The organism is Streptomyces sp. NPDC007945 (assembly GCF_042958885.1).
Lineage (GTDB): Bacteria > Actinomycetota > Actinomycetes > Streptomycetales > Streptomycetaceae > Streptomyces.
Map to the genome: position 1 here is coordinate 232,782 of NZ_JBIBJV010000002.1, position 25,984 is coordinate 258,765.

The following is a 25,984-nucleotide window of genomic DNA, read 5'->3' on the forward strand; positions in this document are numbered from 1 at the left end:
CTCACAGCGACGGAGCCTCCTCGAGCAGCGGGTGTCCCCACTTTTCCACGAAGGCGGCCTCGACGGCGGCACCGACCTTGTAGAGCCGGTCGTCCTGCATGGCGGGGGCGATGATCTGCAGCCCGACCGGGAGGCCGTCCTCGGGCGCCAGGCCGCAGGGCAGCGACATGGCGGCGTTGCCGGCCAGGTTGGTCGGGATGGTGCACAGGTCCGCGAGGTACATCGCCATCGGGTCGTCGGCGCGCTCGCCGATCGGGAAGGCGGTGGTCGGGGTCGTCGGGGAGACGATCACGTCGACCTGCTCGAAGGCCTTCTCGAACTCGCGGGTGATGAGGGTGCGGACCTTCTGGGCCGAGCCGAACCACGCGTCGTAGTACCCCGAGCTGAGCGCGTACGTGCCGAGGATGATGCGGCGCTTCACCTCGGGGCCGAAGCCGGCCTCGCGGGTCAGGGCGGTGACGTCCTCCGCGGAGCGGGTGCCGTCGTCGCCGGCCCGGAGGCCGTAGCGCAGGCCGTCGAAGCGGGCCAGGTTGGACGAGCACTCCGACGGCGCGATCAGGTAGTACGCCGAGAGGGCCAGGTCGAAGGTCGGGCAGTCCAGCTCAACGACCTCGGCGCCCAGCTCCTTCAGCAGCTCGACGGACTCGTCGAAGCGCTGCATGACGCCGGCCTGGTAGCCCTCGCCGCGGAACTGCTTGACGACGCCGACGCGCATCCCGGCGACCGAGCCGTTGCGGGCGGCCTCGACCACCGGCGGGACCGGCAGGTCGATGGAGGTGGAGTCCAGCGGGTCGTGGCCGGCGATCGCCTCGTGCAGCAGGGCCGCGTCCAGGACCGTGCGGGCGCAGGGGCCGCCCTGGTCGAGGGAGGAGGAGAAGGCCACCATGCCGTAGCGGGAGACCGAGCCGTAGGTCGGCTTGACGCCGACGGTGCCGGTGACGGCGGCGGGCTGGCGGATCGAGCCGCCGGTGTCCGTGCCGATGGCCAGCGGGGCCTGGAAGGCGGCGAGCGCGGCCGAGGAGCCGCCGCCGGAGCCGCCGGGGATCCGGGTGAGGTCCCAGGGGTTGCCGGTCGGGCCGTAGGCGCTGTTCTCGGTGGAGGAGCCCATCGCGAACTCGTCCATGTTGGTCTTGCCGAGGATGACGACGTCGGCGGCCTTGAGGCGCTTGACCAGCGTGGCGTCGTACGGCGGGATCCAGCCCTCCAGCATCTTGGAGCCGACCGTGGTGGGCACGCCCTGGGTCGTGAAGATGTCCTTGAGGGCCAGCGGGACGCCGGCCAGCGGGCCGAGCTTCTCGCCGCGGGCGCGCTTCTCGTCGACGGCGCGGGCCTGCGCGAGCGCGCCCTCGCGGTCGACGTGCAGGAAGGCGTGGACCTTCTCGTCGACGGCGTCGATGCGGGCCAGGTGGGCCTCGGTGACCTCGACCGCGGTCAGCTCGCCGGAAGCGATCTTCGCGGCGGTCTCGGCGGCGGTGAGCTTGATGATGTCCGTCATGATCAGTCCTCCCCCAGGATCTGCGGCACCTTGAAACGCTGCTGTTCCTGGGCGGGGGCGCCGGAGAGCGCCTGCGCGGGGGTGAGCGAAGGGCGGACCTCGTCCGCGCGCATGACGTTCGTCAGCGGCAGCGGGTGGGAGGTCGGCGGTACGTCCTGCTCGGCGACCTCGGAGACGCGGGCGACCGCGCCGATGATGTCGTCGAGCTGACCGGCGAAGTGGTCGAGTTCCTCTTCGGCGAGTTCCAGACGCGCCAGCCGAGCGAGGTGTGCGACCTCCTCGCGCGTGATGCCAGGCATGCAGCGATCCTCTGGGGTGAGTCTGATGGTGTGGGGCCAATCCTAGGGGGCCCTCACCCCTCACCGTGAAACGGTCGGCCCGGACGGCCCGCGGGGCCGCCTCCGCCGGGCCCCGCCGGGGTCACTGCACGACGTGTCCGGGGGCCGGGGAAGGCTCGGTCACGGGGGCCGTGTCGACCGCCCGACGCCAGCCGTGCTCGCCGCGGGCGAGCAGCCAGGCGGTGGTCTCGGCGGGCGGCATGGCGGCGGAGACCAGCCAGCCCTGGACGGCGTCGCAGCCCAGGTCGCGCAGCCGCTCCCAGGTCTCGTCGTCCTCGACGCCCTCGGCGACGACGAGCAGGCCGAGGGAGTGGGCGAGGTCGACGGTGCAGCGGACGATCTCGGCGTCCTCGGTGTCGACGGCGAGCCGGGCGACGAAGGAGCGGTCGATCTTCAGCTCGCTGACCGGGAGCCGGCGCAGGTGGACGAGGGAGGAGTAGCCGGTGCCGAAGTCGTCCAGGGACATCTTGACGCCGTGGCCGGTGAGGCCGTTGAGGGTGTCGGCGGCGCGCTGGGGGTCCTCCAGGAGGACGTGTTCCGTTATCTCCAGCTGGAGGGAGCCGGCCGGGACGCCGTGGCGGGCGAGGCGGGCGGCGACGGCGCCGGCGAAGCCGGGGGTGTGGACGTCGCGGGGCGAGACGTTGACGGCGACGGGCACCTCCAGGCCCTGGGCGCGCCAGCGGGCGACCTGGGCGAGGGCGGTCTCCAGGACGTACTCGGTGAGGTGCGGCATCAGCCCGGAGGACTCGGCGATGGCGATGAACTCGTCCGGTGGAACCTTTCCTCGCTCGGGGTGGACCCAGCGGACGAGGGCCTCCAGACCGGCGACCTGGCCGTCGAAGCGGACCTTCGGCTGGTAGTGGAGCTCGACCTCGCCGGCGTCCAGGGCGCGGCGCAGGTCCCCGAGGAGTCCGAGGCGGTCGGGGGTGTTGGAGTCGCGCTTGGACTCGTACACCTCGACGCCGGTGCGGTCGCGCTTGGCCTGGTACATGGCGACGTCGGCGCGGCGCAGCAGGCCCTCGGCGTCCCGGGCGTGGTCGGGGTAGACGGCGACGCCGGCGCTGGCCTCCAGGACGAGGACGAGGCCGTCGAGGTCGAGCGGGGAGGAGAGCTCGGCGACGAGGTGGCGGGCGACCCGCTGGGCGCTGGTGGTGGAGTCGGCGACGGGCAGCAGGACGGCGAACTCGTCGCCGCCGAGCCGGGCGGCCTCGGCGCCGCGCGGCAGGGCGAGGCGGAGCCGGTCGGCGATCTGGAGGAGGAGCCGGTCGCCGGCGAGGTGGCCGAGGGTGTCGTTGACCGAGCGGAAGCGGTCCAGGTCGATGAGGACGAGGGCGGCGCGGGCCTGCGCCTCGGCGTCCTCCAGGGCGGTCCAGGTGCGCTCCAGGAGCCACTGGCGGTTGGGGAGGCCGGTGAGCGGGTCCTTGAGCTGTTCCTCGGCGCGGGCGCGGGCGATCCAGAGGGTGGAGTCGAGGGCGATCAGGGGGATCGCGAAGAGCGGCAGCAGGACCGGGTAGGCGGCGGCGACGACGCAGATCAGCGGGGCGATGCCGAGCAGGGCGACGGCGACGAGCCCCTGCCGCAGGAGCGCGGTGCGGGCGACGGTGGGCAGGCCGCGGCCGGGCGGGGCGAGGGTGTACCACAGGAGCAGGCGGGTCGCGAGGAGGTAGGCGCCGGCCGCGAGGACGATCTCGGGGGCGTCGGCGATCCCCCAGTCGAGCGGCTGCCAGGGGCGGTCGACGCTGGGGACGTCGCCGAAGAGGGCGAGGACGAGGGCGGCGGCGCCGACGCCGAGGATGTCGGCGGCGCCGTGCAGCAGGCCCTGCCGCCAGCGGTGCCGGCGGGCGGCGCTGACCAGGACGACGACGGTGAGCGAGACGAGTCCGGCGGGGACCCAGCCGTAGAGGAGAAGGACGGCGAGGGTGAGGGCGGCGCCGGAGCCGGTGCCGCCCCACCAGCGTTCGCGGCCGAGGGCGACGAGGTGGCCGACGATGAGCCCGGTGAGGAGGGCGAGGGACCAGCCGGCGACGCCGCCGGGGAAGAGCGGGTGGCCGGACGTCAGGGCCCGTTGGAGGCCGGTGACGAGCACGGCGGCCGCCGTGCCCAGCACGGCGGCGGGCAGGCCGGTGAAGCCCGCTGGGAGCACCTGGCCACGCGGCCGTGACACCGGTGCGGCACTCTCGGTCGGTTCCATTCCCGTCCCTCTCACAGGCGGCGGCGCCGTCGCTGTCCGATGGGCCGCGGCGAGGCGGCCGTGGTGGCGTCCGGCCGCCGCTGGTGCGTCCCGCCGGCTTCGGGGCGGGACGCAGGGCGCGGGGCCGTTCGTCCTGGGGCACGACCGCGCAGAGCCCTCGCGCGGCGGTGCGGGACGAGACGCACGGTCACCACACTAGGCCGCCGAGGGCGCCGAGGGGCAGCGCTCTCCCTCTCTTGCCCGAATGCGGCCTGGCCACCCGTAACGATCTGGTATGCGCCGAACGGGTGAGCTTCCGGGGACGGGACGGGGTCTCCGAGGGTTATTCCTCGATCGTCTGTGCGGCCGCGCGAGCGGCCTCGGGACCCTGTTCGAGCAGGATCTTGAAGCCTTCCTCGTCCAGAACCGGAACCTTCAGCTGCATCGCCTTGTCGTACTTGGAGCCCGGGTTCTCCCCCACGACGACGAAGCTCGTCTTCTTGGAAACGGAACCGGTGACCTTGGCTCCGCGGCTCTGGAGCGATTCTTTTGCGCCATCCCGGGTGAACTGCTCCAGGGTGCCGGTCACGACGACCGTGAGGCCCTCCAGGGGGCGCGGCCCCTCGTCCTCCCCGGCGCCCTCGTCCTCCAGGGTGACGCCGGCGGCGCGCCACTTCCGCACGATCTCGCGGTGCCACTCCTCGGAGAACCACTGCTTCACGGCGGCGGCGATGATGCCTCCGACGCCGTCGACGGCGGCCAGCTCCTCCTCGGTGGCCTGCTCGATCCGCTCCAGGGAGCGGAACTCGCGGGCGAGCGCCTCGGCGGCGACGGGGCCGACGTGGCGGATGGAGAGGCCGTTGATGAAGCGGGCGAGCGGGCGGGTCTTGGCGGCCTCGATGTTCGCCAGCATGGCGAGGGCGTTCTTCTTCGGCTCGCCCTTCTGGTTGGCGAAGACGGTGACGATCTTCTCCTCGCCGGTCTTCGGGTCCCGCTTGGGCAGCCCGGAGTCGGCGTCGAGGACGTACGCCTTGACCGGCAGCAGCTGCTCGATGGTGAGGTCGAAGAGGTCGCCCTCGTCGGTCAGCGGCGGCTCGGCGGGCTCCAGGGGCCGGGTGAGGGCGGCGGCGGCCACCGCGCCGAAGTTCTCGATGTCCAGGCACTGGCGGCCGGCGAGGAACTCGACCCGCTCGCGCAGCTGGGCCGGGCAGGTCCGGGCGTTCGGACAGCGGAGGTCGATGTCGCCCTCCTTCATCGGCTTCAGCGCGGTGCCGCACTCGGGGCACTCGGCCGGCATCACGAACTCCCGCTCGGTGCCGTCCCGCAGGTCGACGACCGGGCCCAGGATCTCCGGGATCACGTCGCCGGCCTTGCGGAGCACCACGGTGTCGCCGATGAGGACGCCCTTGGCCTTCACCACCTCCTGGTTGTGGAGGGTGGCGAACTCGACCTCGGAGCCGGCCACGGTGACCGGCTCGACCTGGGCGTAGGGGGTGACGCGACCGGTGCGGCCGACGCCGACCTTGATGTCGACGAGCTTGGTGTTGACCTCCTCCGGCGCGTACTTCCAGGCGATGGCCCAGCGCGGGGCGCGCGCGGTGGAGCCGAGCCGGCCCTGGAGGGCGATCTCGTCGAGCTTGACGACGACGCCGTCGATCTCGTGGGCGACGGAGTGGCGGTGCTCCCCGTAGTACGCGATGAACTCGCGCACCTCGGGGAGGCCGGCGACGACCTTGTTGTGCGTGGAGGTGGGCAGGCCCCACTCGCGCAGCAGGTCGTACGCCTCGGACAGCCGGGTGATCTCGAAGCCCTCGCGGGCGCCGATGCCGTGCACCACCATGTGGAGCGGGCGGGTGGCGGTGACCTTGGGGTCCTTCTGGCGCAGCGACCCGGCGGCGGCGTTGCGCGGGTTGGCGAAGGGCTTGTCGCCGGCCTCGACCAGACGGGCGTTGAGCGCCTCGAAGGCCTCCATCGGGAAGTAGACCTCGCCGCGGATCTCGACGAGGTCCGGGATCCGCTCGCCGCGGAGGCGCTCGGGGATGTCGGCGATCGTCCGGACGTTGGGCGTGATGTCCTCGCCGGCGCGGCCGTCGCCGCGGGTGGCGGCGCGGGTGAGCCGGCCGTGCTCGTAGGTGAGGTTGACGGCGAGGCCGTCGACCTTGAGCTCGCACAGGAAGTGGAAGTCGGGGGTGCCGACGTCCCGGGCCACGCGCTCGGCCCAGGTCGCCAGCTCCTCGTCGTCGAAGGCGTTGTCCAGCGAGAGCATGCGCTCGCGGTGCTCGACGGAGGCGAAGTCGGTCTCGTACTGCCCCGCCACCTTCTGGGTCGGCGAGTCGGGCGTACGCAGCTCCGGGTACTCCTCCTCCAGCGCCTCCAGGGCGCGCAGGAGCCGGTCGAACTCCGCGTCGCTGACGACCGGCTGGTCCTTCACGTAGTACCGGAAGCGGTGCTCCTCGACCTGCTCGGCCAGGTCGGCGTGCTTCTCGCGCGCCTCCGCGGGCACGACCGACCCTCCGTCGGGCAGGGCCCCCTGTTCGACTGCCACCTTCGTCCGTCCTCCCGTGCCTTCAGCACCCGGTCACTCTGGGTTGTCCGCGAGTGATCTCGCCGCCCGGGCGCAGTGGGCGAGCGCCGCCCGGGCGTACGCGGGCGAGGCGCCGGCCAGCCCGCAGGAGGGGGTGACGACCACGGACTCGGCGAGAGTCCCCGGATTCAGCCCCAGCCTGCGCCACAGCGTCCTGACACCCATGACGCTACCTCCCGGGTCGGACAATGCCGTGTCGGTGGACGGCACCACACCGGCGAAGAGCTTCGTACCGGCCTCCACGGCCTCGCCGATCGGCTCCTCGTCACGTTCGGTGAGCAGGTCGAAGTCGAACGAGACGCCGGCGGCCCCGGCCCTGCGGAGCAGCGCGAAGGGCACTCCGGGGGCGCAGGAGTGGACGGTGACGGGCCCGTCGTGGACCGCGATCACGTCCCGCAGGGCGGACTCGACGACCTGCCGGTCGACGGCCCGGTGGGTGCGGTAGCCGCTGGCCGTGCGGACCTGCCCGAGGAGGACGGCGGTCAGCGAGGGCTCGTCGAGCTGGAGCACGATCCTGGCGCCGGGGACGCGCTTGGCGACGTCGGCGAGGTGTTCGCGCAGGCCTTCGGCGAGGGAGGCGGCGAGGTCCCGGCAGGCGCCCGCGTCACCGAGGGCGGCCTCGCCGCCGCGGAGCTCCAGGGCGGCGGCGAGCGTCCACGGCCCGACGGCCTGGACCTTGAGCGGGCCCTCGTACCCCTGGGTGAACTCCTCCAGGGCGTCGAGGTCCTCGCCGAGCCAGGAGCGGGCGCGGCGGGTGTCGCGGCCCGGCCGGTCGCTGATCCGCCAGCCGCTGGGCTCCACGTGCGCGTACAGGTCGACGAGCATGCCGAGGGTGCGGCCGATCATGTCGGCGCCGGGGCCCCGGGCGGGCAGCTCGGCGAGGAAGGGGAAGTCCTCGAAGGAGCCGGTGACGGTCTTGGCGGCCTCGCGGGCGTCGCCGCCGGGCAGGGACCCGACGCCGGTGGCGGGGCCCCACTGTGCGATCTCGTTCATGGTGGGGTTACCGTCCCGGCCGGACCGTCAGGTCGTTGACCTCGGCGTCCCGTGGGAGGTCGAGGGCCATCACGATGGTGGTCGCCACGGACTCCGGGTCGATCCACTTCCCGGGGTCGTACTCCTTGCCCTCCTGCTGGTGCACCTTGGCCTGCATGGGGCTGGCGGTGCGGCCGGGGTAGACCGAGGTGACGCGGACGCCGTTGCCGTGCTCCTCGTGGCGCAGCGCGTCGGCGAGCGCCTTCAGGCCGTGCTTGGAGGCGGCGTACGCGCTCCACTCGGCGTGCGCGTTCAGCCCGGCGCCGGAGTTCACGAAGAGGACGTGTCCCTGGGAGAGGCGGAGCTGCGGCAGGAAGTGCCGGGTCAGCTCGGCGGGGGCGACCAGGTTGACGTTCAGCTGGTGGTGCCAGGCCTTGGGGGTCAGCTCCCCCACTCCGCCGAGGTCGACGACGCCGGCGATGTGCAGCAGCGAGTCGATCCGGTCGGGCAGGCTCTGGTGCGAGAACGCCCAGGAGAGCCGGTCCGGGTCGGCGAGGTCCCCGACGAGCGTCCGGGCGCCGGGGAACTCCGCCGCCAGCTCCTTCGCCCGCCCCGCGTCGCGCGCGTGCAGCACGAGTTCGTCCCCGCGCGCGTGCAGCCGCCGCGCGACGGCGGCGCCGATGCCGGAACCGGCGCCGGTGATCACATGAGTAGCCATGGGCCCATGCTCCCACCTGCGCTCAGGAGGAGGGGGCGGGGGCGGGCGGGGAGGCCGGGGTCGTGGCGGACCAGAAGTCGGAGCGGACGTGGGGGGTGGGGATCTTGCCGTAGGGGTAGACGGGGCCGTTGGGCTTGGTGGTCGGGTCGGCGACGTCGGACTTCTCGACGCACGGGGTGGTGAGGTCGAAGAACGCCTGGCCCTTGTACCCGATCGTGAGATCGAACAGGAAGCCGTCGGTGCTCCGGGCGAAGACGGACGGCATCTCACGGTCCTGGTTCACGCCGGTGATCTCGTAGCCGCTCTTCTTCCAGAAGCGTTCGATCACTCCGAGGAAGCTGCCGCGCCTCTCTTCGGAGATGACCGTGGTGACGGTCCGGCGCCGCGTCACCGTGCAGCTTCCGCTGGTCCAGGTGTCGTGGGCCCACTGGACCTCGGGCACGACCGCTCCCAGCGTGGCGTCGAGGATCGCGTCCGCCCGCTCCGCCGCTTCCTGCATGTTCATGTCTTTCCTCACTCGTCCATCGCCGTCCTGCCCCCCGCACCCCGCGAGCACCGCGCCCGTCATGACGACGGAGACGGCCGCCCCTACGATCCGCCCCGGTCGCTTCATCGGTGCTCCTCCGTGGTGATCTTCTCGGGTCGCCCGGCGACGATCCTGGCGACGTTGTTGGCGGACTCGGGATCCAGCTCCGGGGTGAAGTACTGGGAGTGGGCGTCGAACCCTCCTCTGTCCCAGACCATCCGCGGACCGTCGTCGACCTTGAAGCGGCGGGCATCGAAGGCCTCGCTCGCCGGGTCCTTGCCGAAGTACACGTCGTCGTCGCCGATGTCCCAGAGGTCGCGGGCGACCAGCACGCCCACCGGCCCCGATGTCAGCCAGCCCATGGCCGCCTCGTCCTTGCTCGGCAGGTGGGTGACCGGATCATTGTCGGCCGCGCCTACGAAGACGTGGTCCTTGCCGACCCCGAGCTCCTCGGCCTTCTGCGCGTCCACGCCGGGGCTGCCGAGGAGGATGATGTCGTCGGCGCCCGGGATCCCACCGGACCGCTGGGCGGCCGTTCCCACGGTGAGCGACCCGTAGGAATGGCCGATCGCCGTGACGTGGGGGTCCTTGTTCTGGTTGGTCGCCGAGAGCCCTGCCATGAACTCGTTGTACGCCGGGGCGCCCCGCTGGGCGTCGCCCCTCGTCATGACGTCCACGTGCTGTGGAGCGTCGTAGCCGAGCCAGATGATCGACGCGCTGGAAGGGTCGAGGCGCCGGGCGCCCCTGGCCGTGTCCTGCGCCCGCTTCATGGTGTCGTCGACGAACTCCTCGTTCAGCTTCGTCCCCAGGCCCGGGACGTACGCCGAGACGTTCTTCGACGTGTCCGGGTTGCCGTACGAGACGATCGCGCGGCCGTTGCCCTCGTCGCCGATGCCCAGGAGGAACATCGGCGGGTCGCTCGGCGCGTTCAGCTTCTCCTGGATGCCGCGCAGCGCGTCCAGCTTCGTCTTCGCGTCGTCGCCGCCCTCCCGGGCCAGCTCGTCCATGAGGATCGGCAGGTAGGTGCGATTGGCTTCGTCGCGGGCCGTGGCCGGGATGCCGTCCAGGCTGCCGACCAGGTCCGGGGCGACCTCCAGGTACTCCTCGCGCTGCTCGTCCGTCAGGCCGTCCCACCACTTCTTGCGCTCGGCGGGGCTCTTGTCGGTCGGCACGTCCTCGCCGAGGTACATGCCGGCCGTGCCGCGCACGTCGGCGGTGTCCAGGCGGACGTCCTTCAGGGTGGCCTCGGTGACGTCGAGGCCCTTCTCCGCCTTCAGGCCGATCAGGGTCTTGGCGTACCGGGCGTCGACCTCGCCGGCGGAGCGCAGGGCTCGGGCGATGCGATCGGCGACGGACTGGGCCTTCGCCTGGTTCGGGTTGAGCGGCAGGAAGCCCGGGAAGCCGCCCTGGGGGCTGCCGAGGGGCGGCGCCTCGAGGGGGAGCCGGGCGCTGCCCCGGACGGTACCGCCGGGGGCCTGCTTCGCCGTGCCGGCCAGGTCGGTGACCTCGGCGGCGGGGTAGCTCACGGAGCCGTCCTCGTGGACGGTGAGGCCCTGGGCGGAGGCGTCGGCGAGGGCGTTCTTCAGCTGCGTCTGCGGCTCGGCGAGGTCGGCGGCGAGGCCGTTGAGCGTCGTCCTGACGAGGCCGCACTCGCTGTGCAGGTACTGGAAGTTGCGGCTGAGGCGCTTGAGCCGGCCGAGGGCGGCCTCCGCCGACTCGCTCTCCTGCGTCTCGCGGAGCTTCGCGGACATGGCCCGGTCGACCCGGGTCCGGTCGGCGTCCGAGCGGTTCGACACCTGGTGCCAGGCGTCGCCCGCCTCCGTGAGCTCGGAGGTCCTCAGGTCGCGCAGTTGCTGCCAGGTGAGGGTGGCGGCGGTCATCGCTTCTCCTCCCCCGGCTTGGTGTCGATGGAGGCGAGGGAGCTCTTCACCGAGGCGTCGGTCTCGCCCATCTCCTTCGCGACCGCGAGCAGCGTCCCCTGGAGCGCCTCGCATTCGTCGCGTACGGACACGAGGCGGTCCTCCCACGACCGGCGCACGTCGTTCAGCGCGGCGAGCGCGGAGAGGCCGGCGGCTCCGGAGGAGACGCCCTCGTGGCCGGGGCCGAGGGCGGCGCGGCTCGTCTCGGTGCTGGTCCGTACGGCGCCCGCCGTGCCGGAGGCGCTGGTCCAGGGGCCGTCGCTGTGCTTGAGGTTGCCCGTTCCGGACGTGCCCGAGGGGCCGCCCGGATCCGTGGAGGCCAGATTCGTCCGGGTGTCGTCCCCGACCGTCCCGAAGATGTCCTGCCAACGCTGCGTTGGGCTCACGATCCCCCGATCCCCGTTGCGTGTCATGTGCGCACGGCGACCTTAGCGGAGCTCGTTCCGGAGTACGCAATCGCGAAGCCGAGCCGGGCGGTCAGCTCAGCTGCCGCTCCAGGTACGCCAGGGCCGCCGGGCCGTCCTCGGCGAAGAAGGCGAGGTCGGCGAGGGGGCGCGGGAGGAAGCCCTCCTCCTCCATGCGCCGGAACTGGAGCTTGAGGCCGTCGTAGAAGCCGGCGGTGTTGAGGAAGACGACGGGCTTGGCGTGCTTGCCGTGCTTCTTCAGTTCCAGGATCTCGGTGGCCTCGTCGAGGGTGCCGGTGCCGCCGGCCATGACGACGATCGCGTCGGACTTGGCGAGGAGGAGCGCCTTCCGCTGGGCGAGGTCCTTGGTGATGGTCATCTCGTCGGCGTTCGTCCGGGCCTTGGCGGCGAGGAAGTCGACGGAGACGCCGACGAGCCGGCCGCCGGCCTCCTGGACGCCGTCCGCGACGACCTTCATCAGCCCGGTGTCGGAGCCGCCCCAGACGAGGGTGTGGTCCGCCTTGCCGAGGAGGCGGGCGAAGTCGCGGGCGGGGGCGGTGTAGCGCTCGTCGAGGTCGGCGGCGGAGAGGAAGACGCAGATGTTCATGCCGCCACCGTAGGACACGTCCCTTCTCTCCTCGGCCCCGTTTTCTCCACGGCTCTGACCTGCGGGTTCCATGTTTCTTCGGGAATTTCCGGGCCGCGGCGATGAGTTGGGGCGCGTCCGTCGGTCTGCCCTGCCATGGACGAGGTGAAGAGGGTCGTGTCACGGGACGGGACGCCGATCGCGTACGCGCGGTACGGGCCGGGGGCCGCGGACCGGCCCGCGGTGGTGCTGGTGAGCGGGACGCCGGGGTCGGGCGCGGACGGGGTGCCGCTCGCCCGCCTGCTGGCCCGCAGCCACCCCGTGTACGTGTACGACCGCCGGGGGCACGGCGGGAGCGGCCACCCCCTTGAGCGGGAGGTCGAGGACCTGGCGGCGGTCCTGTCGGCGGCGGGTCCCCACACGGCGGTACACGGCACCGGGACGGGCGGGGTCCTCGCGCTGGCGGCCGCGGCGGCGGGGGTGCCCATCGGGGCCGTCTCGGTCTTCGAGCCGCCGTACGACGGGCGTCGGCCCGTGCCCGAGGTGCACGCGCGCGTGCTGGTGGTCGACGGCGGCGCCAGCCCGGCGCCGGTGCGGCGGGCGGCCCGGGAGCTGACGGCACGGCTGCCGCGCGCCCGGCACCGGACGCTGACGGGGCAGACCCACGAGGTGGCGCCGCACGTGCTGGCGCCGGTCCTCATGGACTTCGTGGCGGACGCCGTGGAGCCGGCCGACGTCTCCTGAGCCGGGGCCGTCCCGTCCCCGCTACGCGGGGGCGGCGGCCGTGCGGCGCACCGTGGTGGCGATCGTCGCCGAGCCCACCACGCGGGTGCCGTCGTAGAGGACGATCGCCTGGCCGGGGGCGACGCCGCGGACGGGCTCGTCGAAGGCGACCTTCAGTTCGCCGTCCTCCAGGACCGCGCTCACCTCGGTCTCGCCGCCGTGGGCGCGGAGCTGGGCGGTGTAGCGGCCGGGTCCTTCGGGGGCGGTGCCGCACCAGCGGGGCTTGATCGCGGTGAGGGCGGTGACGTCGAGGGCCTCGGCGGGGCCGACGGTGACGGTGTTGTTCACGGGCGAGATGTCGAGGACGTAGCGGGGCTTGCCGTCGGCGGCCGGGTGGCCGATGCGGAGGCCCTTGCGCTGGCCGATGGTGAAGCCGTACGCGCCCTCGTGGGTGCCCAGCTTCGTACCGGACTCGTCGACGATGTCGCCCTCCGCCTTGCCGAGGCGGCCGGCGAGGAAGCCCTGGGTGTCGCCGTCGGCGATGAAGCAGATGTCGTGGCTGTCGGGCTTCTTGGCGACGGCGAGGCCGCGCCGCTCGGCCTCGGCCCGGATCTCGTCCTTGGTGGTGAGGGTGTCGCCGAGCGGGAACATCGCGTGGGCGAGCTGCTGCTCGTCGAGGACGCCGAGGACGTACGACTGGTCCTTGGCCATGTCGGAGGCGCGGTGCAGCTCGCGGCTGCCGTCCTCGTTGAGGACCACGGTGGCGTAGTGGCCGGTGCAGACGGCGTCGAAGCCGAGCGCGAGCGCCTTGTCGAGCAGGGCAGCGAACTTGATCTTCTCGTTGCAGCGCAGGCACGGGTTGGGCGTGCGGCCCGCCTCGTACTCCGCGACGAAGTCGTCGACGACGTCGGCCCGGAAGCGTTCGGCCAGGTCCCACACGTAGAAGGGGATGCCGATGACGTCGGCGGCCCGGCGCGCGTCGCGCGAGTCCTCGATGGTGCAGCAGCCGCGGGCTCCGGTACGGAAGGACTGCGGGTTCGCGGACAGCGCGAGGTGCACACCGGTGACGTCGTGGCCGGCCTCGACGGCTCGGGCGGCGGCGACGGCGGAGTCCACGCCGCCGGACATGGCGGCGAGGACGCGAAGGGGGCGCGGAGTCTCAGTCATAGCCCTACCAGAGTACGGGGCGGCGGGAACCGTCCGGCCGGGACCGAGCGTTCCGGTAGGCATGGGGAGCGAGAACGGCGCGAAGAAGGCCGGAAAGAAGCGGGGGGTCCGGCGCCGCACCGTGCTGCTCGGCGGCGGCGTCGCGGTGGCGGGCACGGCGGTCCTGGCGCGCGAGGAGCTGGCGCGGGCCTGGTGGCGACTGCCGGGGATGGAGAAGCCGCGCACGGACGGGGCGCTCGACCACGGGGCGGCCGAGTGGACGGCGGCGCACCAGGCGAACTGGCGGCGGGCGGACCGGCCGGACGACTACGGGATCGACCGGGTGGTGATCCACGTGGTGCAGGGCTCGTACGCGACGGCGCTGAAGGTCTTCCGCAATCCGCTGCACGGGGCGGCCACGCACTACGTGGTCCGCAAGGACGGGCACGTGGCGCAGATGATCCGGGAGCTCGACGTGGCCTTCCACGCCGGGAACCGGGGCATGAACGAGCGGAGCATCGGCATCGAGCACGAGGGCTTCGTGGACCGGCCCCAGGACTTCACGGCGGAGATGTACGCGGGCTCGGCGCGGCTGACGGCGGACATCTGCCGGCGGTACGCGATACCGGCGGACCGCGAGCACGTCATCGGTCACGTCGAGGTCGAGGGCACCGACCACACCGATCCCGGCCCGCACTGGGACTGGGACCGGTACATGGAGCTGGTGCGGCGGGAGCTGACCAAGCCGGTCCCTAGCTGAGCCCCGCGGTGCGGGCGCGCTCGACCGCCGGGCCGATGGCGTCGGCGACGGCCTTCACGTCCTCCTCGGTGGAGGTGTGGCCGAGGGAGAAGCGGAGGGTCCCGCGGGCCAGGTCGGGGTCGGCGCCGGTGGCGAGGAGGACGTGGCTGGGCTGGGCGATGCCGGCGGTGCAGGCGGAGCCGGTGGAGCAGGCGATGCCGGCGGCGTCGAGGAGGAGCAGCAGGGAGTCGCCCTCGCAGCCGGGGAAGGTGAAGTGGGCGTTGGCGGGGAGCCGGTCGGCCGGGTCGCCGCCGAGGACCGCGTCGGGGACGGCGGCGCGGACGGCGGCGACGAGCGCGTCGCGCAGGGCGCCGATCTCGCGGGCGAAGGCCTCCTGTCCCTCGGTGGCGACGCGGGCGGCGGCGGCGAAGGCGGCGACGGCGGGGACGTCGAGGGTGCCGGAGCGGACGTGCCGCTCCTGTCCGCCGCCGTGCAGCACGGGGACGGGGGTGTGCTCGCGGCCCAGGAGCAGGGCGCCGATGCCGTAGGGGCCGCCGATCTTGTGGCCGGAGACGGTCATGGCGGCGAGGCCGGAGGCGGCGAAGTCGACCGGCAGCTGGCCGACGGCCTGGACGGCGTCGGCGTGCAGCGGGACGCCGAACTCGGCGGCGGTGTCGGCGAGCGCGCGGACCGGCATGACGGTGCCGATCTCGTTGTTGGCCCACATCACGGTGGCGAGGGCGACGGACTCCGGGTCGCGGGCGATCGCCTCGCGCAGCGCGTCGGGGTGGACCCTGCCGTACGCGTCGACCGGCAGGTACTCGACGTCGGCGCCCTCGTGGCCGGCGAGCCAGTCGACGGCGTCGAGGACGGCGTGGTGCTCGACGGGGCTGGCGAGGACGCGGGTGCGGCGCGGGTCGGCGGCGCGGCGGGACCAGTACAGGCCCTTCACGGCGAGGTTGTCGGCCTCGGTGCCGCCGGAGGTGAACACCACCTCGCTGGGGCGGGCGCCGAGCGCGGCAGCGAGGATCTCGCGGCCCTCCTCGACGGTCCGCCGGGCGCGCCGCCCCGCGGCGTGCAGGGAGGAGGCGTTGCCCGTGACGGCGAGGTGGGCGGTCATCGCCTCGATCGCCTCGGGGAGCATGGGCGTGGTCGCGGCGTGGTCGAGGTATGCCATGGTGGGTCGATTCTACGAGCCCGGGCACGGCGCTCCCGTACGAGCCGTCCTCGGCGCTCCCGTACGAGCCGTCCCCGGCGCTCCGTGCGAGCCGTCCCCGGCGCCCGTCCGGACGGGTGCGGGCGGGCGCCGGGGGCGTGCGGGCTCAGCCGCGCGGGGCGCGGGCCAGCTGGCGGGACTGGGCGACGAGGCGGTCGGCGCTGTCCCAGACCTCGGCGTCCTCCTCCAGGAAGCCGCCGGCGAGGTTGCGGGTGGTGATGGAGACCCGCAGCGGGCCGGGGGCGGGGCGGCAGCGGACGTGGGTGGTGAGCTCCACGGTCGGCGTCCACCCCCTGAGGCCCAGCTCGAAGGAGGTCGGCGGCAGCGCGTCGACGGCGAGGAGCAGGGAGAGCGCGTCGGGCTCGCGGCCGTCGGCGAGGCCGAACCAGGCGCGCATCTCGCCCTTGCCGGAGGGCGCGCCGACGGCCCAGCCGACACAGGCGGGGTCGAGGCGCAGGTCGAGCCGGTCGGTGATGGCGGAGGAGCCGGGGATCGGCGGGGCCGGGCCGTCGGAGGCGCTGAAGCACCGGTCGATCGGCGCGAGGGCGGGCGGGACGGCACTGGTGCGGACGTCGTCGCTGAGGGCGTCGAGGTCGCCGTAGGAGGCGAGGACGCGGATCCGCTCGACCTCGGTGCCGTCCTCGGCGTACTGGTAGAGGGAGGCCGTGCCGGTGGAGAGGGTCCGGCCGGTGCGGACGGTCTCGGTGCGGATGACCGCGGGGCCCGGCACCGACGGCGTGAGGTAGTGCGCCGAGATGGTGAAGGGGTCGGGGTGCGGCAGGTGGTGGCCGAGGGCGCGGCCGAGCAGGGCGAGGAGGTAGCCGCCGTTGACGGCATGGATGATCGTCCAGCCGGCCGAGAGGTCGGCGTCGTAGACCCCGGGCTCGCGCGGGGTGACGGCGGTGTCCCGGTCGAACTCGCTGAGCGCCGCGGCCTCGGCGGCGGGGCTCGTCTCGGTGCTCGTGCTCATGCGCCGACGGTACAGCAGGAAACTACTGAGCGGTAGCTTTTTGGGGTTCCTCGCGGGCGGACGAGCGGCGGTTCCAGGCGCGCGGGGCACGCCAGTGGTAACGCATCGCGAGCAGCCGCAGGAGGAAGGCGGTGAGCACGGCGGTGCCGCTGGTGAAGGCGTTCAGGACCTCGAAGCGGATGCAGAGGACGACCATGGTCGCGCCGACGATCGCGGGCACGGCGTAGAGGTCGCGGTCCCAGCGGAGCAGGGAGGGCACCTCGTTGGCGAGGACGTCGCGCAGCACGCCGCCGCCGACGGCCGTGGCGAGGCCGAGCGCCGCGGAGGAGGTGAGGCCCAGCCCGTAGTCGTACGCCTTCGTCGTCCCGGTCACGCAGAAGAGGCCGAGGCCCGCCGCGTCGAAGACGTTCACCGCGGTCTGGGTGCGCTCCACCTCGGGGTGGAGGAAGAAGACGAGCGCGGTGGCGACCAGCGGCATGAGGAAGTAGCCGAGGTCGGTGAAGGCGGCCGGGGGTACGGCTCCGATGATGAGGTCGCGCAGGAGGCCGCCGCCGAGCGCGGTGACCTCGGCGAGGACCGCCATGCCGAAGACGTCGAAGTTCTTCCGGACGGCGAGGAGGGCGCCGGAGATGGCGAAGACGAAGATGCCGACGAGGTCGAGCGTGTGTTGGACCGACGGGCTGAACAGATCGTGGAGCACCGGACAATTGTGCCGTGCGTACGGAAGGGGCCCGGCCGCGCGACGGCGGCCGGGCCCTCCCCGGGTGTCCTACTCCTTCTCGAAGGCGTCCCGGGCGGTGTCCCCGGAGGGGTCCGGGGCGGTGCCCCCGGAGGCGTCCTCGGACCTGGGCGCGTCCGCCTGCGCCGGGATCACGACCGCGCCGGTGCCGCCCGCCATGGGGAGCTCGCCCGACCGGATCTCCCGGGTGAAGTGGCAGGCCACCTTGTGGCCGTCGCCCACGTCCGTGAGCTCCGGGCGCTCCTCGGAGCACTTCGGCTGGGCCCACGGGCAGCGGGTGTGGAAGCGGCAGCCGGCCGGCGGGTTCGCCGGGGAGGGCAGGTCGCCGGTGAGGAGGATCCGCTCGCGCCGCTCCTCGACCTCCGGGTCGGGGACGGGCACGGCGGACATGAGCGCCCGCGTGTACGGGTGCAGCGGCTCCTCGTACAGCGTGTCGCTCGGCGCCTCCTCGACCAGGGAGCCGAGGTACATCACGCCGATGACGTCCGAGATGTGCCGGACGACGGCGAGGTCGTGGGCGATGACCAGGTAGGTCAGGCCCATCGACTCCTGGAGCTCCTCCAGGAGGTTGATGACCTGCGCCTGGATGGAGACGTCGAGCGCGGAGACCGGCTCGTCGCAGATGATGAGGTCGGGCTCCAGGACCAGCGCGCGGGCGATGCCGATGCGCTGGCGCTGGCCGCCGGAGAACTCGTGCGGGTAGCGGGAGAGGCTGTTGGCGGGCAGGCCCACCTTGGCGAGGATCTCCCGGATCTTCTCCCGCCGCTCGTCCTGGTTCGCGCCGATCCCGTGCGCGGCCATGCCCTCGCTGAGGATCGACTCGATGTTCTGGCGCGGGTTGAGGCTGCCCAGCGGGTCCTGGAAGACCATCTGGAGCCTGCGGCGGAAGGAGCGCAGCTCCTTCTCCGGCAGCTTGGCCACGTCGGTGCCGTCGAGGACGACGGAGCCGTCGGTGACGTCCACGAGCCGCAGCACGGCCCGCCCGAGGGTGGTCTTGCCGCAGCCGGACTCGCCGACGAGGCCGTACGTCTGGCCCGCCTCGACCTTGAGGGAGATACCGTCCACGGCGTACACGTGGCCGACGGTGCGGTCGAAGAGGATGCCCTTCTTGACGGGGAAGTGGACCTTCACGCCGTCGAGTTCGAGCAGGCTCATGCCGGTACCTCCGTCGTGGCGAGGACCGGGTTCGCGCAGCGGGCGCGGTGGCCGGCCGCGCGCGGTTCGGTCAGTTCGGGCGTGCCGGTGAGGCACTCCATCTCGTACCGGTCGCAGCGCGGGGCGAAGGCGCAGCCGTCGGCCCAGGCGATCTGGTCGTTGATGGATCCGCGGATCGGGTGGAGCGGTTCGCCGCGCGGGGCGTCGAGCCGGGGGATGGAGCCGAGCAGGCCGTGGGTGTACGGGTGCGTCGGGTGGGCGAACAGCTCGCGCCGGCCGGCCGACTCGACGACCTTGCCGGCGTAGAGGACGTTCACCTGGTCGCAGAGGCCGGCGACGACACCCAGGTCGTGGGTGATCATCAGCAGCGCGGTGCCCTCCTGGTCGACCAGTTCCTTGAGGAGTTCGAGGATCTGGGCCTGGATGGTGACGTCGAGCGCGGTGGTCGGCTCGTCGGCGATGAGCAGGCGGGGGGCGCAGGCCACCGCCATGGCGATGAGCGCGCGCTGCCGCATGCCGCCGGAGAGCTGGTGCGGGTACTCCTTGAGGCGCCGGTCCGGGTCGGGGATGCCGACCCGGTCGAGGAGGTGGGCGGCCTCCTTGCGGGCGGCCTCGCCCTTCAGGCCGCGGTGGCGCTGGAGGATCTCGGTGACCTGGACGCCGATGGGGACGACCGGGTTCAGCGAGGACAGCGGGTCCTGGAAGATCATCGCCATCTCGCGGCCGCGGAGGTCGCGCAGCTTCGAGGGCGGGAGCTTCAGCAGGTCGGTGCCGTCGAGTTCGGCGCGGCCGCCGAGGGTGACGCCCTTGGCGGGCAGCAGCCCCATGAGGGCGAGCGAGGTCACGGACTTGCCGCAGCCGGACTCGCCGACGAGGCCGACGACCTGGCCCTGGTCGACGCTGAAGGAGACGCCGTTGACCGCCCGGACGTCCTTGCGGCCGCGGCCGCCGAAGGTGACGGTCAGTTCGTCCACGGTGAGCAGTGCCATGTCAGCCTCGCAGCTTCGGGTCGAGGGCTTCGCGCATGGCCTCGCCGAGCAGGGTGAAGCCGAGGGCGGTGATGACGATGCCGACCGCCGGGTACATGGACATCATCGGCTCGTTGTCGAAGAAGCGCTGGGCCGCGGAGAGCATGACGCCCCACTCGGGCACCGCGGGGTCGGGGTTGCCGAGTCCGAGGTAGGAGAGGGCGGCGGCCTCGATGATGGCGGTGGCGAGGCTGAGCGTCGCCTGGACGATCACCGGGCTCAGCGAGTTCGGCAGGATCTGGGTGACGACGATCCGCCGCTTGCGGATGCCGAGCGAGCGGGCGGCGAGGACGTAGTCGCTGCCGCCCTGGGCGAGCATCGAGCCGCGCAGGAGGCGGGCGAAGACGGGGATCTGCACGACGCCGACGGCGATCATCACGGTGGTGAGGGACTGGCCCATCACGGCGGCGACGGAGACGGCGAGGAGCAGCGAGGGCAGCGCGAGGAGGATGTCGGTGACGCGCATGATGGCGTCGTCGATCCGCCGGCCGGCCTTTCCGCCGAGGGTGGCCGCCGCGCCGGACACGATGCCGACGAGGGCGCCGATCAGCAGGCCGATGAGCATGGAGACGACGCCGACGAGCAGGGTCTGGCGGGCGCCCACGAGCATCCGGGAGAAGAGGTCGCGGCCGAGGTGGTCGAGGCCGAACCAGTTCTCGGCGCGGGCGCCGACGAACTGGCCCCGGTTGGAGAAGACCTCGCCGCGCCAGGTCTGTTCGGCCGGGCCGTACGGGGCGATCCACGGGCCGATGATCGCGAGCAGGACGAAGCCGGCGATGATCACGGCGCCGATGATCGCCATCTTGCTGCCGCGCATGCGGCGCATGGCCTCGCGCCAGAGGCTGGCGCCGCTGGAGGTCTCGGTCTTCGCCGTGAGCTGGGCGAGCCGGTCGATCTTGGAAGCAGTGGTGGTGAGACTCATCAGTGCACCCGCACCCTCGGGTCGATGACGCTGTAGGCGAGGTCGACGAGCATGTTGATCACCACGTAGATCATGGCGATGAACAGGATGAAGCCGACGAGCACCGGGTAGTCGCGGGCGTCGATGGCGGTCCGGATGAAGGAGCCGATGCCGCCGAAGGTGAAGACGGACTCGGTGAGCACCGCGCCGGAGAGGAGGCTGCCGGTGAGCAGGCCGACGGCGGTGACGACGGGGAGCATCGCGTTGCGCAGGACGTGCCGGCCGCGGACGACCCGGCGCTCCAGGCCCTTGGACTCGGCGGTGCGGACGTAGTCCTCGCCGAGGACCTCCAGGACGCTGGCGCGGGTCATGCGGACGATGACCGCGAGCGGGATGGTGGCGAGGGCGATGCCGGGCAGCACGAGGTGCATGAGGGCGTCCCAGGCGGCGTCGAGCTCGCCGGTGAGGACGCCGTCGAGGACGGCGAGGCCGGTGACGCTGGTGGCGTCGATGCCGGTGGTCTGGCGGCCGTAGGTGCCGAAGATGTCGCCGAAGGCGGCCTTGAGGAGCTGCGCCAGGAAGAAGACCGGGATGCAGATGCCGACGAGGGAGCCGGAGACGGAGGCCACGTCGAGCCAGCCGCCGCGCTTGCGGGCGGCGAGGTAGCCGAGCGGGATGCCCACGCTGATGGCGATGAGCATGGCGGCGAGGCTGAGTTCGACGGTGGCGGGGAAGCGCAGCACGAACTCGTCCCAGACGGGCTGTCCGGTCTGCACCGAGGTGCCGAGGTCGAGGTCGAGGAGTCGCTTGAGGAAGCGTCCGTACTGGACGTAGATCGGCTGGTCGAGTCCCAGCGCGCGGTTGATGCGCGCCACGTCGGCCTCGGTCGCCCGCTCGCCCAGGATCGCTGAGGCGGGTCCGCCGGGCAGCCGGTTCAGCCAGATGAAGAGCAGAACCGACAGGCCGAGCAGGGTGGGTATGAGCTGGAGAAGTCGTCGTACGACGAGTCGCAACACCCCGCGTGCCCCTTTCTTGCGTGTGGAGGGTGGATGCGCGGACGCCCGGTCACGACAGGAGCGCGTGACCGGGCGGAGCGCTTACGGGTGTGTTACTTGAAGGAGACCTCGGCGAAGTTCTCCTGCGTCAGCGGGGAGACCTTCGGCGGGACCACGTTCTTGCCGAACGCGATGGCCGGCGGGGAGGAGGTCAGCGGGACGCCCGGGAGGTACTCCATGATCGTCTCGTTGGCGGCCTTGTAGAGGTCCGTGCGCTTGGTCGGGTCGCCCTGGAGCGATCCGGCCTTCACCGCGTCGAAGACCTTCTTGTCGTCGAAGCCCCACTGCTTGCCGGGGCCGGCGAACCAGGTGCCGATGAAGTTGTAGCCGTCGTTGAAGTCACCGGTCCAGCCGAAGATGTGGAGGGCGCAGTCGCCGCTCTCCACCGCGTCGACGTAGTCCGGGTTCCACTTCTTCGGCTTCGGGTTGACCTTGATGCCGGCCTTCTCCAGGTCGGCCTTGATCAGCTCGAAGATGTCCTGCGGGGCGGGCATGTACGGGCGGGTGACCTCGGTCGGGTAGCAGAAGTCGATCGACAGGCCGCTCGCGCCGGCGCCGGCGAGGAGCGACTTGGCCTTGGCGGTGTCGAACGGGTACTGCTTCACCTTGTCCGAGTGACCGGCGACGGTGTCGGGCATGAACTGGGTCGCGACCTTGCCGCCCTCGGGCAGCTGGGTCTTGACGATGTTCTCGCGGTCGACGGCGTGCGCGATGGCCTGGCGGACCTCGGGCTTCTTCAGCGCCGGGTTGGCCCCCTGCGTCATGCCGAGGTAGAGCAGGTTGAAGACGTCACGGGTCGGGACCTGGAAGCCCTCGCCCTCCAGGGTCTTGATGTCGGCGGGCGCGACGAGGTCGTAGCCGTCGATGTCCCCGGCCTGGAGCGCCGCGCGGCGGCCCTCCTCGGTGTCGATCGTGCGGAAGACCAGGTTCTTCACCTTGGCCTTCTCGCCCCAGTAGTCGTCGAAGCGCTCCAGGCTGACTTCCTTGTTGCCCTTGTTCCACTTCGTGATCTTGTACGGGCCGGTGCCGGCGACCGTGCCGGCCTCCTGGCTGTACTTGGGGTACGAGATGGCGTCGCCGGCCTCGGTGAGCTGCTGCTTGGCGTACTCCGTGAGGGCCTTCGGCGAGTGGATCGCGAGGGCGTTCAGGGAGAAGCCGCCGGGCAGGTTGGCGGAGGGCTCGAAGACCTCGATGACGGCGGTGGAGTCGTCCTTGGCCGTGCAGGACTTGTAGTTCGCCTTGGGCGTCTCCTTGTCCTCGTTGGCCTTGAAGCCGCCCATGATGGTCTGCCAGTAGTACGAGACCGCGCTCGACTGGTAGGTGCCCTTCCAGTTGAACCAGTAGTCGTAGTTGGCGCAGACCGCCTTGGCGTCGAACGCCTCGCCGTCGTGGAACTTCACGCCCTTGCGGAGGTTGAAGGTCCAGACGGTGCCCTCGGGGTTGCTGGACCACTTCTCGGCCAGACCGCCGACGAGCTTGCTGCCGCCGGGCTCGTGCTCCAGGAGCGCCTCGAACGCCTGACGGGTGATCCGGAAGGTCTCGCCGTCGCTCGCGAGGGCCGGGTCGAGGGAGGCCGGGTCGCCCGGGGCGCCGAACACGAAGGTGTCCTTGGCCCCGCCCTTGTCCCCCTCCTTCCGCTCACTCGCACAACCCGTGGCGATGAGGCCGACCGCGATGGCCGCCGTCAGAGCCCGGGTCGACCGGGAATTGAGTATGCGCATGGGTCCACCCCTGGGTCGCCCTGTCTGGTCTTGACCGGCCGAACGCTACTGGCGAGTGACGCGGCAGAGAACAGTCCGCATAGCGGTGATACCAACCTGAGACCCGGACACTCACCAAAACGGTCCGTTGCCGGACATCGACGGCCTGAGCGGTCTCAAAGCGGACGCAAAACCCCGTCCTGGCAAGGAAATTCGGCCAGAACGGGGCAGGAGGGGACAGCGGACGGTCAGCGGTGCTGCGCGGGCGGGTAGCCGTATCCCGGACGAGCGGATCCCGCATGCTGGGACGGCGCTCCGTGCGCGTCGCGGTCGTAGAAGGGCCGGGCGTGGGCCTTCAGCCAGAGCGCCACCGGGTCGTACGCGTCGGAGAGCGCGACCGTCGAGACGGGCAGCCCCTCGGGGACCGCGCCGATCGACTGGCGCATCATCGCCCGCACCTCGTCGACGGCCGCGGCCGAACCGTCGTACAGGTCGAGGCCGATGACCAGGTACGGGGTCCCCAGCGCGGGCTGCACCCAGCCGCGGCGCAGCGAGCGGACGGCCGGGGTCCGGTGTGCGTTCTGGGTGAGCTGGGCGTAGAACTGCGGCATCTCCAGGGCGGGTTCGGAGACCCGGAGCGGTCCGGCGGGCATCCGGTCGAGGCCGGTGGCGATCCGGCGGAGGTCCGCCCACGGGATGCCCACGCCGCCGCCGGGGGCGTGCGGGTTGAGCCAGACGCCCCAGCGCTCGGGGTAGAGGGAGCGGGCGATCTCGCGGCCGGTGACGCGCTCGTGGGCGCGGTGCCAGCCGGAGGCGGCGAGTTCGCCGGGCGAGGTCACACAGGGCGCGTAGCCGTGCCCGTCGACCTCCATGTTGCCGTACTGGGCGTCCGGCGAGCCGGGGGCGCCCTGCCAGAGCAGCATGTACAACTCGCCGTCGGCGAGGGCGTGCAGCAGGCCCTCGTACGCGTCGTAGCGTCCGGGCGCCACCTGGCGCAGCATCTGCTCGACCTCTCCGGTCGCGGCGCTGCCTGACGCGCTCACCCTGGGTCCCGCCCCTCTGTCTGTCTCGTACGGCTCGTGTTCGGTGTTCGGTGGATCAGTGGACCGCGCGCTGGTAGAAGGGGCGCACCCGCTCCAGCATCCAGTCTCCGACGGGGTCGGCCGCCATGTCGAGGAGGATCAGGTTCACCGGCCAGGCGACCTCGACCCGGCCGAGGGCGCGGCCCAGCGCGTCCAGCGGGGCGTTGCGGTCGACGCCGTCCCAGCCCACGAGCTGGACGCCGATGAAGAGGGCGGGTTCGGTGCCCTCGACGCTGGCGAGCGCGCGGCGGGCGGTGGCGACGACGCCGCCGGCCTCGAACTCGGCGGAGGCGGCGGCGAGGAAGTCGACGGGGTCGTCCTGCCAGTCGGGCTCGAAGAGCCGGACCCGGCCGCCGGACGCGGGGCCGTCCAGGGCGGTGCGGCCGACCCGGCAGAGCTCGGCGACGGCGGGCGGGGGCAGCGGGACGCCGACGGTGCCGCCGGGGTTCACCGCGATCCCGAGCTGGGGCGGCAGGCCGCGGGCGAAGTCACGGGCGGGCGCGACGGTGAAGGACATGTGGGTGCCGACGCAGGCGAGGAACTGCTCCTGGGAGCTGAAGACGGGGACGAAGGCGCCGCCGCCGATCTCCATCGTGGGGAGGTCCAGATCGGGGCTGTCGGGGCCGCCGCCGTTCGGCAGCGGGACCCACACCTGACTGCGACCGAGCACCTCGATGAGCCGGCCCCCGGCCGCGGGCTCCCCGAGCGCGGCGGCGAGCGCCTCCTCCAGCTCGTTGCCCGGCCACGTCACGTCCACGGTGGTTGCGTCCCCTTCTCGTACGGCCCTGGTCCCGGCCGTCCCGCAGCACCCTAACGCCGCCCCGCCCCGGCTGTGACCAGAACCCGGCCCGAGGCCTCACACCGGGGCGCGGAAGCCGATCCGGCGCAGCGCGGCCGCCGCGTCCCGGTCGAGGAGGGTGGCGGACGCGCAGCCGCGCGGCGGGCGGCCCGCCTCGACGGCGGCGACGAGCCGGCCGACGGCCCTGCGGTGCCGGGCGAAGGCGTACGCGGACACCCCCCGGCCCCGCTCCCGCTGGCCGTCCCTGGCGGTGTCCGGGTCGACGTCGAGGAGGACGAGGTGGAGGGCGCGGCCGCGCCGGGCGGCCGCGCGGGCCAGCCAGCCGCGGACCCAGGACTGGGTGCCGCAGTCGTGGACGAGGACCCCGGCGTCCGAGCGCAGGGCCCGGTGGAGCCCGGCGTAGTGCGCGATCCTGACCAGCGGGCGGTAGAGCGCGTACGGCACGAAGGAGGGCATCCGCGCCTCCCAGCGCTCCCGGACGTCCTGGGAGTCGATGCCGAGGCCGGCGGCGGCCCGCCGCAGCAGGGTGGACTTGCCGCTGCCCGGCAGCCCGGAGACGACCACCACGTCGCCGGCGGCGAAGGTGAGGACGCGCGGTCCGCGGCCGCCCCGGTCGCGCAGGTCCCGCACCACGCGCCCGCCCCGCCGGGTCCTGGCGCGGGCCCGCTGGACCGGTATGGCGGCATCGCCCGCGAAGGCGCCGGTGTGCTGCATCCTCATCGCTGCTCCCCCTGTCGGGTCCCCGGGGGACGTGTCGGGGACCTCACGGAGACCCTTGCCCACGAAGTGTAAAGAAACGGTAATCCGAGACAAGCGATTTGCGGCGCCGACACCGTGTGCGAGGATGTGCGCGCCAGGCGCGCGCAGCGCCCCACAACCGCATACCGGCCGCTCGAATCCGCGCGGGAGAGTTCCGGACCGGCCCGCTGGGCCGCCCGGGCGCCGAAGGAGCAAGACCCTCCCTTGAATCTCTCAGGCCCCGTACCGCGTGGACGAGGCAGATCTGAAAAGCGGGACAC

The 25,984-nt window shown here is 72.7% G+C and carries 24 protein-coding genes and 1 riboswitch; of the genes, 2 read left to right on the top strand and 22 right to left on the bottom strand.

All coding sequences use genetic code 11. The features are described from left to right. Nucleotide 1: 1 nt before the first annotated feature. The 10 genes from gatA to ACFZCF_RS06420 all read right to left on the bottom strand — a co-directional run bounded on the left by gatA (nt 2) and on the right by ACFZCF_RS06420 (nt 11,733). The gene (gatA, locus tag ACFZCF_RS06375; protein WP_391285012.1) at nt 2–1,495 is read right to left on the bottom strand and encodes an Asp-tRNA(Asn)/Glu-tRNA(Gln) amidotransferase subunit GatA; all 1,494 of its coding nucleotides are present in this window, start codon (nt 1,493–1,495) and stop codon (nt 2–4) included. A gap of 2 nt (nt 1,496–1,497) precedes the next feature. Continuing rightward, nucleotides 1,498–1,794: an Asp-tRNA(Asn)/Glu-tRNA(Gln) amidotransferase subunit GatC gene (gene gatC / locus ACFZCF_RS06380; protein WP_030750846.1), complete on the bottom strand. Its 297-nt coding sequence runs from the start codon at nt 1,792–1,794 to the stop codon at nt 1,498–1,500. Nucleotides 1,795–1,915: 121 nt separating this feature from the next. After that, on the bottom strand, nt 1,916–4,024 hold the full coding sequence (locus ACFZCF_RS06385; RefSeq protein WP_391285013.1) for an EAL domain-containing protein: 2,109 nt from the start codon (nt 4,022–4,024) through the stop codon (nt 1,916–1,918). A gap of 322 nt (nt 4,025–4,346) precedes the next feature. Next, nucleotides 4,347–6,548 carry an NAD-dependent DNA ligase LigA gene (ligA, locus tag ACFZCF_RS06390; protein ID WP_391285015.1) on the bottom strand — a complete coding sequence of 734 codons (2,202 nt, stop codon included), beginning with the start codon at nt 6,546–6,548 and terminating at the stop codon, nt 4,347–4,349. A 33-nt stretch (nt 6,549–6,581) separates the two neighbouring features. After that, the gene (locus ACFZCF_RS06395; RefSeq protein WP_388436008.1) at nt 6,582–7,580 is read right to left on the bottom strand and encodes a methionine synthase; all 999 of its coding nucleotides are present in this window, start codon (nt 7,578–7,580) and stop codon (nt 6,582–6,584) included. 7 nt (nt 7,581–7,587) lie between these two features. Continuing rightward, nucleotides 7,588–8,277 carry an SDR family oxidoreductase gene (locus tag ACFZCF_RS06400; protein ID WP_388436011.1) on the bottom strand — a complete coding sequence of 230 codons (690 nt, stop codon included), beginning with the start codon at nt 8,275–8,277 and terminating at the stop codon, nt 7,588–7,590. Between the two features lie 22 nt (nt 8,278–8,299). After that, nucleotides 8,300–8,782: a hypothetical protein gene (locus tag ACFZCF_RS06405; protein ID WP_388436014.1), complete on the bottom strand. Its 483-nt coding sequence runs from the start codon at nt 8,780–8,782 to the stop codon at nt 8,300–8,302. A gap of 104 nt (nt 8,783–8,886) precedes the next feature. Continuing rightward, the gene (locus tag ACFZCF_RS06410; protein ID WP_388436017.1) at nt 8,887–10,683 is read right to left on the bottom strand and encodes an alpha/beta hydrolase; all 1,797 of its coding nucleotides are present in this window, start codon (nt 10,681–10,683) and stop codon (nt 8,887–8,889) included. Then, on the bottom strand, nt 10,680–11,108 hold the full coding sequence (locus tag ACFZCF_RS06415) for a hypothetical protein (RefSeq protein ID WP_388436020.1): 429 nt from the start codon (nt 11,106–11,108) through the stop codon (nt 10,680–10,682). The genes ACFZCF_RS06410 and ACFZCF_RS06415 overlap by 4 nt, the downstream gene beginning before the upstream one ends. A gap of 91 nt (nt 11,109–11,199) precedes the next feature. Further along, complete coding sequence (locus ACFZCF_RS06420; protein WP_391285968.1) at nt 11,200–11,733, bottom strand: TIGR00730 family Rossman fold protein; 534 nt, start codon at nt 11,731–11,733, stop codon at nt 11,200–11,202. A 135-nt stretch (nt 11,734–11,868) separates the two neighbouring features. Between ACFZCF_RS06420 and ACFZCF_RS06425 the strand changes: the two genes are divergently transcribed. Further along, nucleotides 11,869–12,456: an alpha/beta fold hydrolase gene (locus tag ACFZCF_RS06425; protein ID WP_391285019.1), complete on the top strand. Its 588-nt coding sequence runs from the start codon at nt 11,869–11,871 to the stop codon at nt 12,454–12,456. A 21-nt stretch (nt 12,457–12,477) separates the two neighbouring features. Here the strand turns inward: ACFZCF_RS06425 and mnmA are convergent, their stop codons facing one another. Next, nucleotides 12,478–13,602 carry a tRNA 2-thiouridine(34) synthase MnmA gene (gene mnmA / locus ACFZCF_RS06430; RefSeq protein ID WP_388436029.1) on the bottom strand — a complete coding sequence of 375 codons (1,125 nt, stop codon included), beginning with the start codon at nt 13,600–13,602 and terminating at the stop codon, nt 12,478–12,480. Between the two features lie 61 nt (nt 13,603–13,663). Between mnmA and ACFZCF_RS06435 the strand changes: the two genes are divergently transcribed. Beyond that, the gene (locus tag ACFZCF_RS06435; protein WP_388436032.1) at nt 13,664–14,341 is read left to right on the top strand and encodes an N-acetylmuramoyl-L-alanine amidase; all 678 of its coding nucleotides are present in this window, start codon (nt 13,664–13,666) and stop codon (nt 14,339–14,341) included. Here the strand turns inward: ACFZCF_RS06435 and ACFZCF_RS06440 are convergent. The 11 genes from ACFZCF_RS06440 to ACFZCF_RS06490 form a co-directional block, all read right to left on the bottom strand. Further along, on the bottom strand, nt 14,334–15,497 hold the full coding sequence (locus ACFZCF_RS06440; RefSeq protein ID WP_391285022.1) for an aminotransferase class V-fold PLP-dependent enzyme: 1,164 nt from the start codon (nt 15,495–15,497) through the stop codon (nt 14,334–14,336). The genes ACFZCF_RS06435 and ACFZCF_RS06440 overlap by 8 nt on opposite strands. A 145-nt stretch (nt 15,498–15,642) precedes the next feature. Further along, nucleotides 15,643–16,506 carry an acyl-CoA thioesterase domain-containing protein gene (locus ACFZCF_RS06445; RefSeq protein WP_391285024.1) on the bottom strand — a complete coding sequence of 288 codons (864 nt, stop codon included), beginning with the start codon at nt 16,504–16,506 and terminating at the stop codon, nt 15,643–15,645. A 22-nt stretch (nt 16,507–16,528) separates the two neighbouring features. Further along, nucleotides 16,529–17,206, bottom strand: a complete 678-nt coding sequence (locus ACFZCF_RS06450; RefSeq protein WP_388436040.1) for a trimeric intracellular cation channel family protein — start codon at nt 17,204–17,206, stop codon at nt 16,529–16,531. A 69-nt stretch (nt 17,207–17,275) separates the two neighbouring features. Next, the gene (locus ACFZCF_RS06455; RefSeq protein WP_391285027.1) at nt 17,276–18,400 is read right to left on the bottom strand and encodes an oligopeptide/dipeptide ABC transporter ATP-binding protein; all 1,125 of its coding nucleotides are present in this window, start codon (nt 18,398–18,400) and stop codon (nt 17,276–17,278) included. Next, nucleotides 18,397–19,389, bottom strand: coding sequence for an ABC transporter ATP-binding protein (locus ACFZCF_RS06460; RefSeq protein WP_388436047.1), 993 nt, complete (start codon nt 19,387–19,389; stop codon nt 18,397–18,399). The genes ACFZCF_RS06455 and ACFZCF_RS06460 overlap by 4 nt, the downstream gene beginning before the upstream one ends. Before the next feature lies 1 nt (nt 19,390). Beyond that, entirely contained in the window at nt 19,391–20,350 is a 960-nt protein-coding gene (locus ACFZCF_RS06465) for an ABC transporter permease (protein WP_388436050.1), read from the bottom strand. Then, complete coding sequence (locus tag ACFZCF_RS06470) at nt 20,350–21,345, bottom strand: ABC transporter permease (RefSeq protein ID WP_388436053.1); 996 nt, start codon at nt 21,343–21,345, stop codon at nt 20,350–20,352. Before ACFZCF_RS06470 ends, ACFZCF_RS06465 begins: the two co-directional genes overlap by 1 nt. A gap of 92 nt (nt 21,346–21,437) precedes the next feature. After that, nucleotides 21,438–23,105, bottom strand: a complete 1,668-nt coding sequence (locus tag ACFZCF_RS06475; RefSeq protein ID WP_391285030.1) for an ABC transporter substrate-binding protein — start codon at nt 23,103–23,105, stop codon at nt 21,438–21,440. A gap of 227 nt (nt 23,106–23,332) precedes the next feature. Then, nucleotides 23,333–24,127: an enhanced serine sensitivity protein SseB C-terminal domain-containing protein gene (locus ACFZCF_RS06480; protein ID WP_388436059.1), complete on the bottom strand. Its 795-nt coding sequence runs from the start codon at nt 24,125–24,127 to the stop codon at nt 23,333–23,335. Nucleotides 24,128–24,182: 55 nt separating this feature from the next. Continuing rightward, a complete protein-coding gene (locus ACFZCF_RS06485; RefSeq protein ID WP_388436062.1) occupies nt 24,183–24,923 on the bottom strand; it encodes an enhanced serine sensitivity protein SseB in 741 nt (246 codons plus the stop codon). Between the two features lie 99 nt (nt 24,924–25,022). Then, nucleotides 25,023–25,685, bottom strand: coding sequence for an AAA family ATPase (locus ACFZCF_RS06490; protein ID WP_388436065.1), 663 nt, complete (start codon nt 25,683–25,685; stop codon nt 25,023–25,025). 173 nt (nt 25,686–25,858) lie between these two features. Then, nucleotides 25,859–25,962: riboswitch (glycine riboswitch) on the top strand. The last annotated feature ends 22 nt before the right edge of the window (nt 25,963–25,984 follow it).

What these genes read in the sequence shown, in the direction of transcription:
- gatA (WP_391285012.1), bottom strand. Translation starts at nt 1,495, where the DNA reads ATGACGGACATCATCAAGCTCACCGCCGCCGAGACCGCCGCGAAGATC.
- gatC (WP_030750846.1), bottom strand. Translation starts at nt 1,794, where the DNA reads ATGCCTGGCATCACGCGCGAGGAGGTCGCACACCTCGCTCGGCTGGCG.
- ACFZCF_RS06385 (WP_391285013.1), bottom strand. Translation starts at nt 4,024, where the DNA reads ATGGAACCGACCGAGAGTGCCGCACCGGTGTCACGGCCGCGTGGCCAG.
- ACFZCF_RS06395 (WP_388436008.1), bottom strand. Translation starts at nt 7,580, where the DNA reads ATGAACGAGATCGCACAGTGGGGCCCCGCCACCGGCGTCGGGTCCCTG.
- ACFZCF_RS06400 (WP_388436011.1), bottom strand. Translation starts at nt 8,277, where the DNA reads ATGGCTACTCATGTGATCACCGGCGCCGGTTCCGGCATCGGCGCCGCC.
- ACFZCF_RS06405 (WP_388436014.1), bottom strand. Translation starts at nt 8,782, where the DNA reads ATGAACATGCAGGAAGCGGCGGAGCGGGCGGACGCGATCCTCGACGCC.
- ACFZCF_RS06410 (WP_388436017.1), bottom strand. Translation starts at nt 10,683, where the DNA reads ATGACCGCCGCCACCCTCACCTGGCAGCAACTGCGCGACCTGAGGACC.
- ACFZCF_RS06420 (WP_391285968.1), bottom strand. Translation starts at nt 11,733, where the DNA reads ATGAACATCTGCGTCTTCCTCTCCGCCGCCGACCTCGACGAGCGCTAC.
- ACFZCF_RS06425 (WP_391285019.1), top strand. Translation starts at nt 11,869, where the DNA reads ATGGACGAGGTGAAGAGGGTCGTGTCACGGGACGGGACGCCGATCGCG.
- mnmA (WP_388436029.1), bottom strand. Translation starts at nt 13,602, where the DNA reads ATGACTGAGACTCCGCGCCCCCTTCGCGTCCTCGCCGCCATGTCCGGC.
- ACFZCF_RS06435 (WP_388436032.1), top strand. Translation starts at nt 13,664, where the DNA reads ATGGGGAGCGAGAACGGCGCGAAGAAGGCCGGAAAGAAGCGGGGGGTC.
- ACFZCF_RS06440 (WP_391285022.1), bottom strand. Translation starts at nt 15,497, where the DNA reads ATGGCATACCTCGACCACGCCGCGACCACGCCCATGCTCCCCGAGGCG.
- ACFZCF_RS06445 (WP_391285024.1), bottom strand. Translation starts at nt 16,506, where the DNA reads ATGAGCACGAGCACCGAGACGAGCCCCGCCGCCGAGGCCGCGGCGCTC.
- ACFZCF_RS06455 (WP_391285027.1), bottom strand. Translation starts at nt 18,400, where the DNA reads ATGAGCCTGCTCGAACTCGACGGCGTGAAGGTCCACTTCCCCGTCAAG.
- ACFZCF_RS06460 (WP_388436047.1), bottom strand. Translation starts at nt 19,389, where the DNA reads ATGGCACTGCTCACCGTGGACGAACTGACCGTCACCTTCGGCGGCCGC.
- ACFZCF_RS06465 (WP_388436050.1), bottom strand. Translation starts at nt 20,350, where the DNA reads ATGAGTCTCACCACCACTGCTTCCAAGATCGACCGGCTCGCCCAGCTC.
- ACFZCF_RS06475 (WP_391285030.1), bottom strand. Translation starts at nt 23,105, where the DNA reads ATGCGCATACTCAATTCCCGGTCGACCCGGGCTCTGACGGCGGCCATC.
- ACFZCF_RS06490 (WP_388436065.1), bottom strand. Translation starts at nt 25,685, where the DNA reads ATGAGGATGCAGCACACCGGCGCCTTCGCGGGCGATGCCGCCATACCG.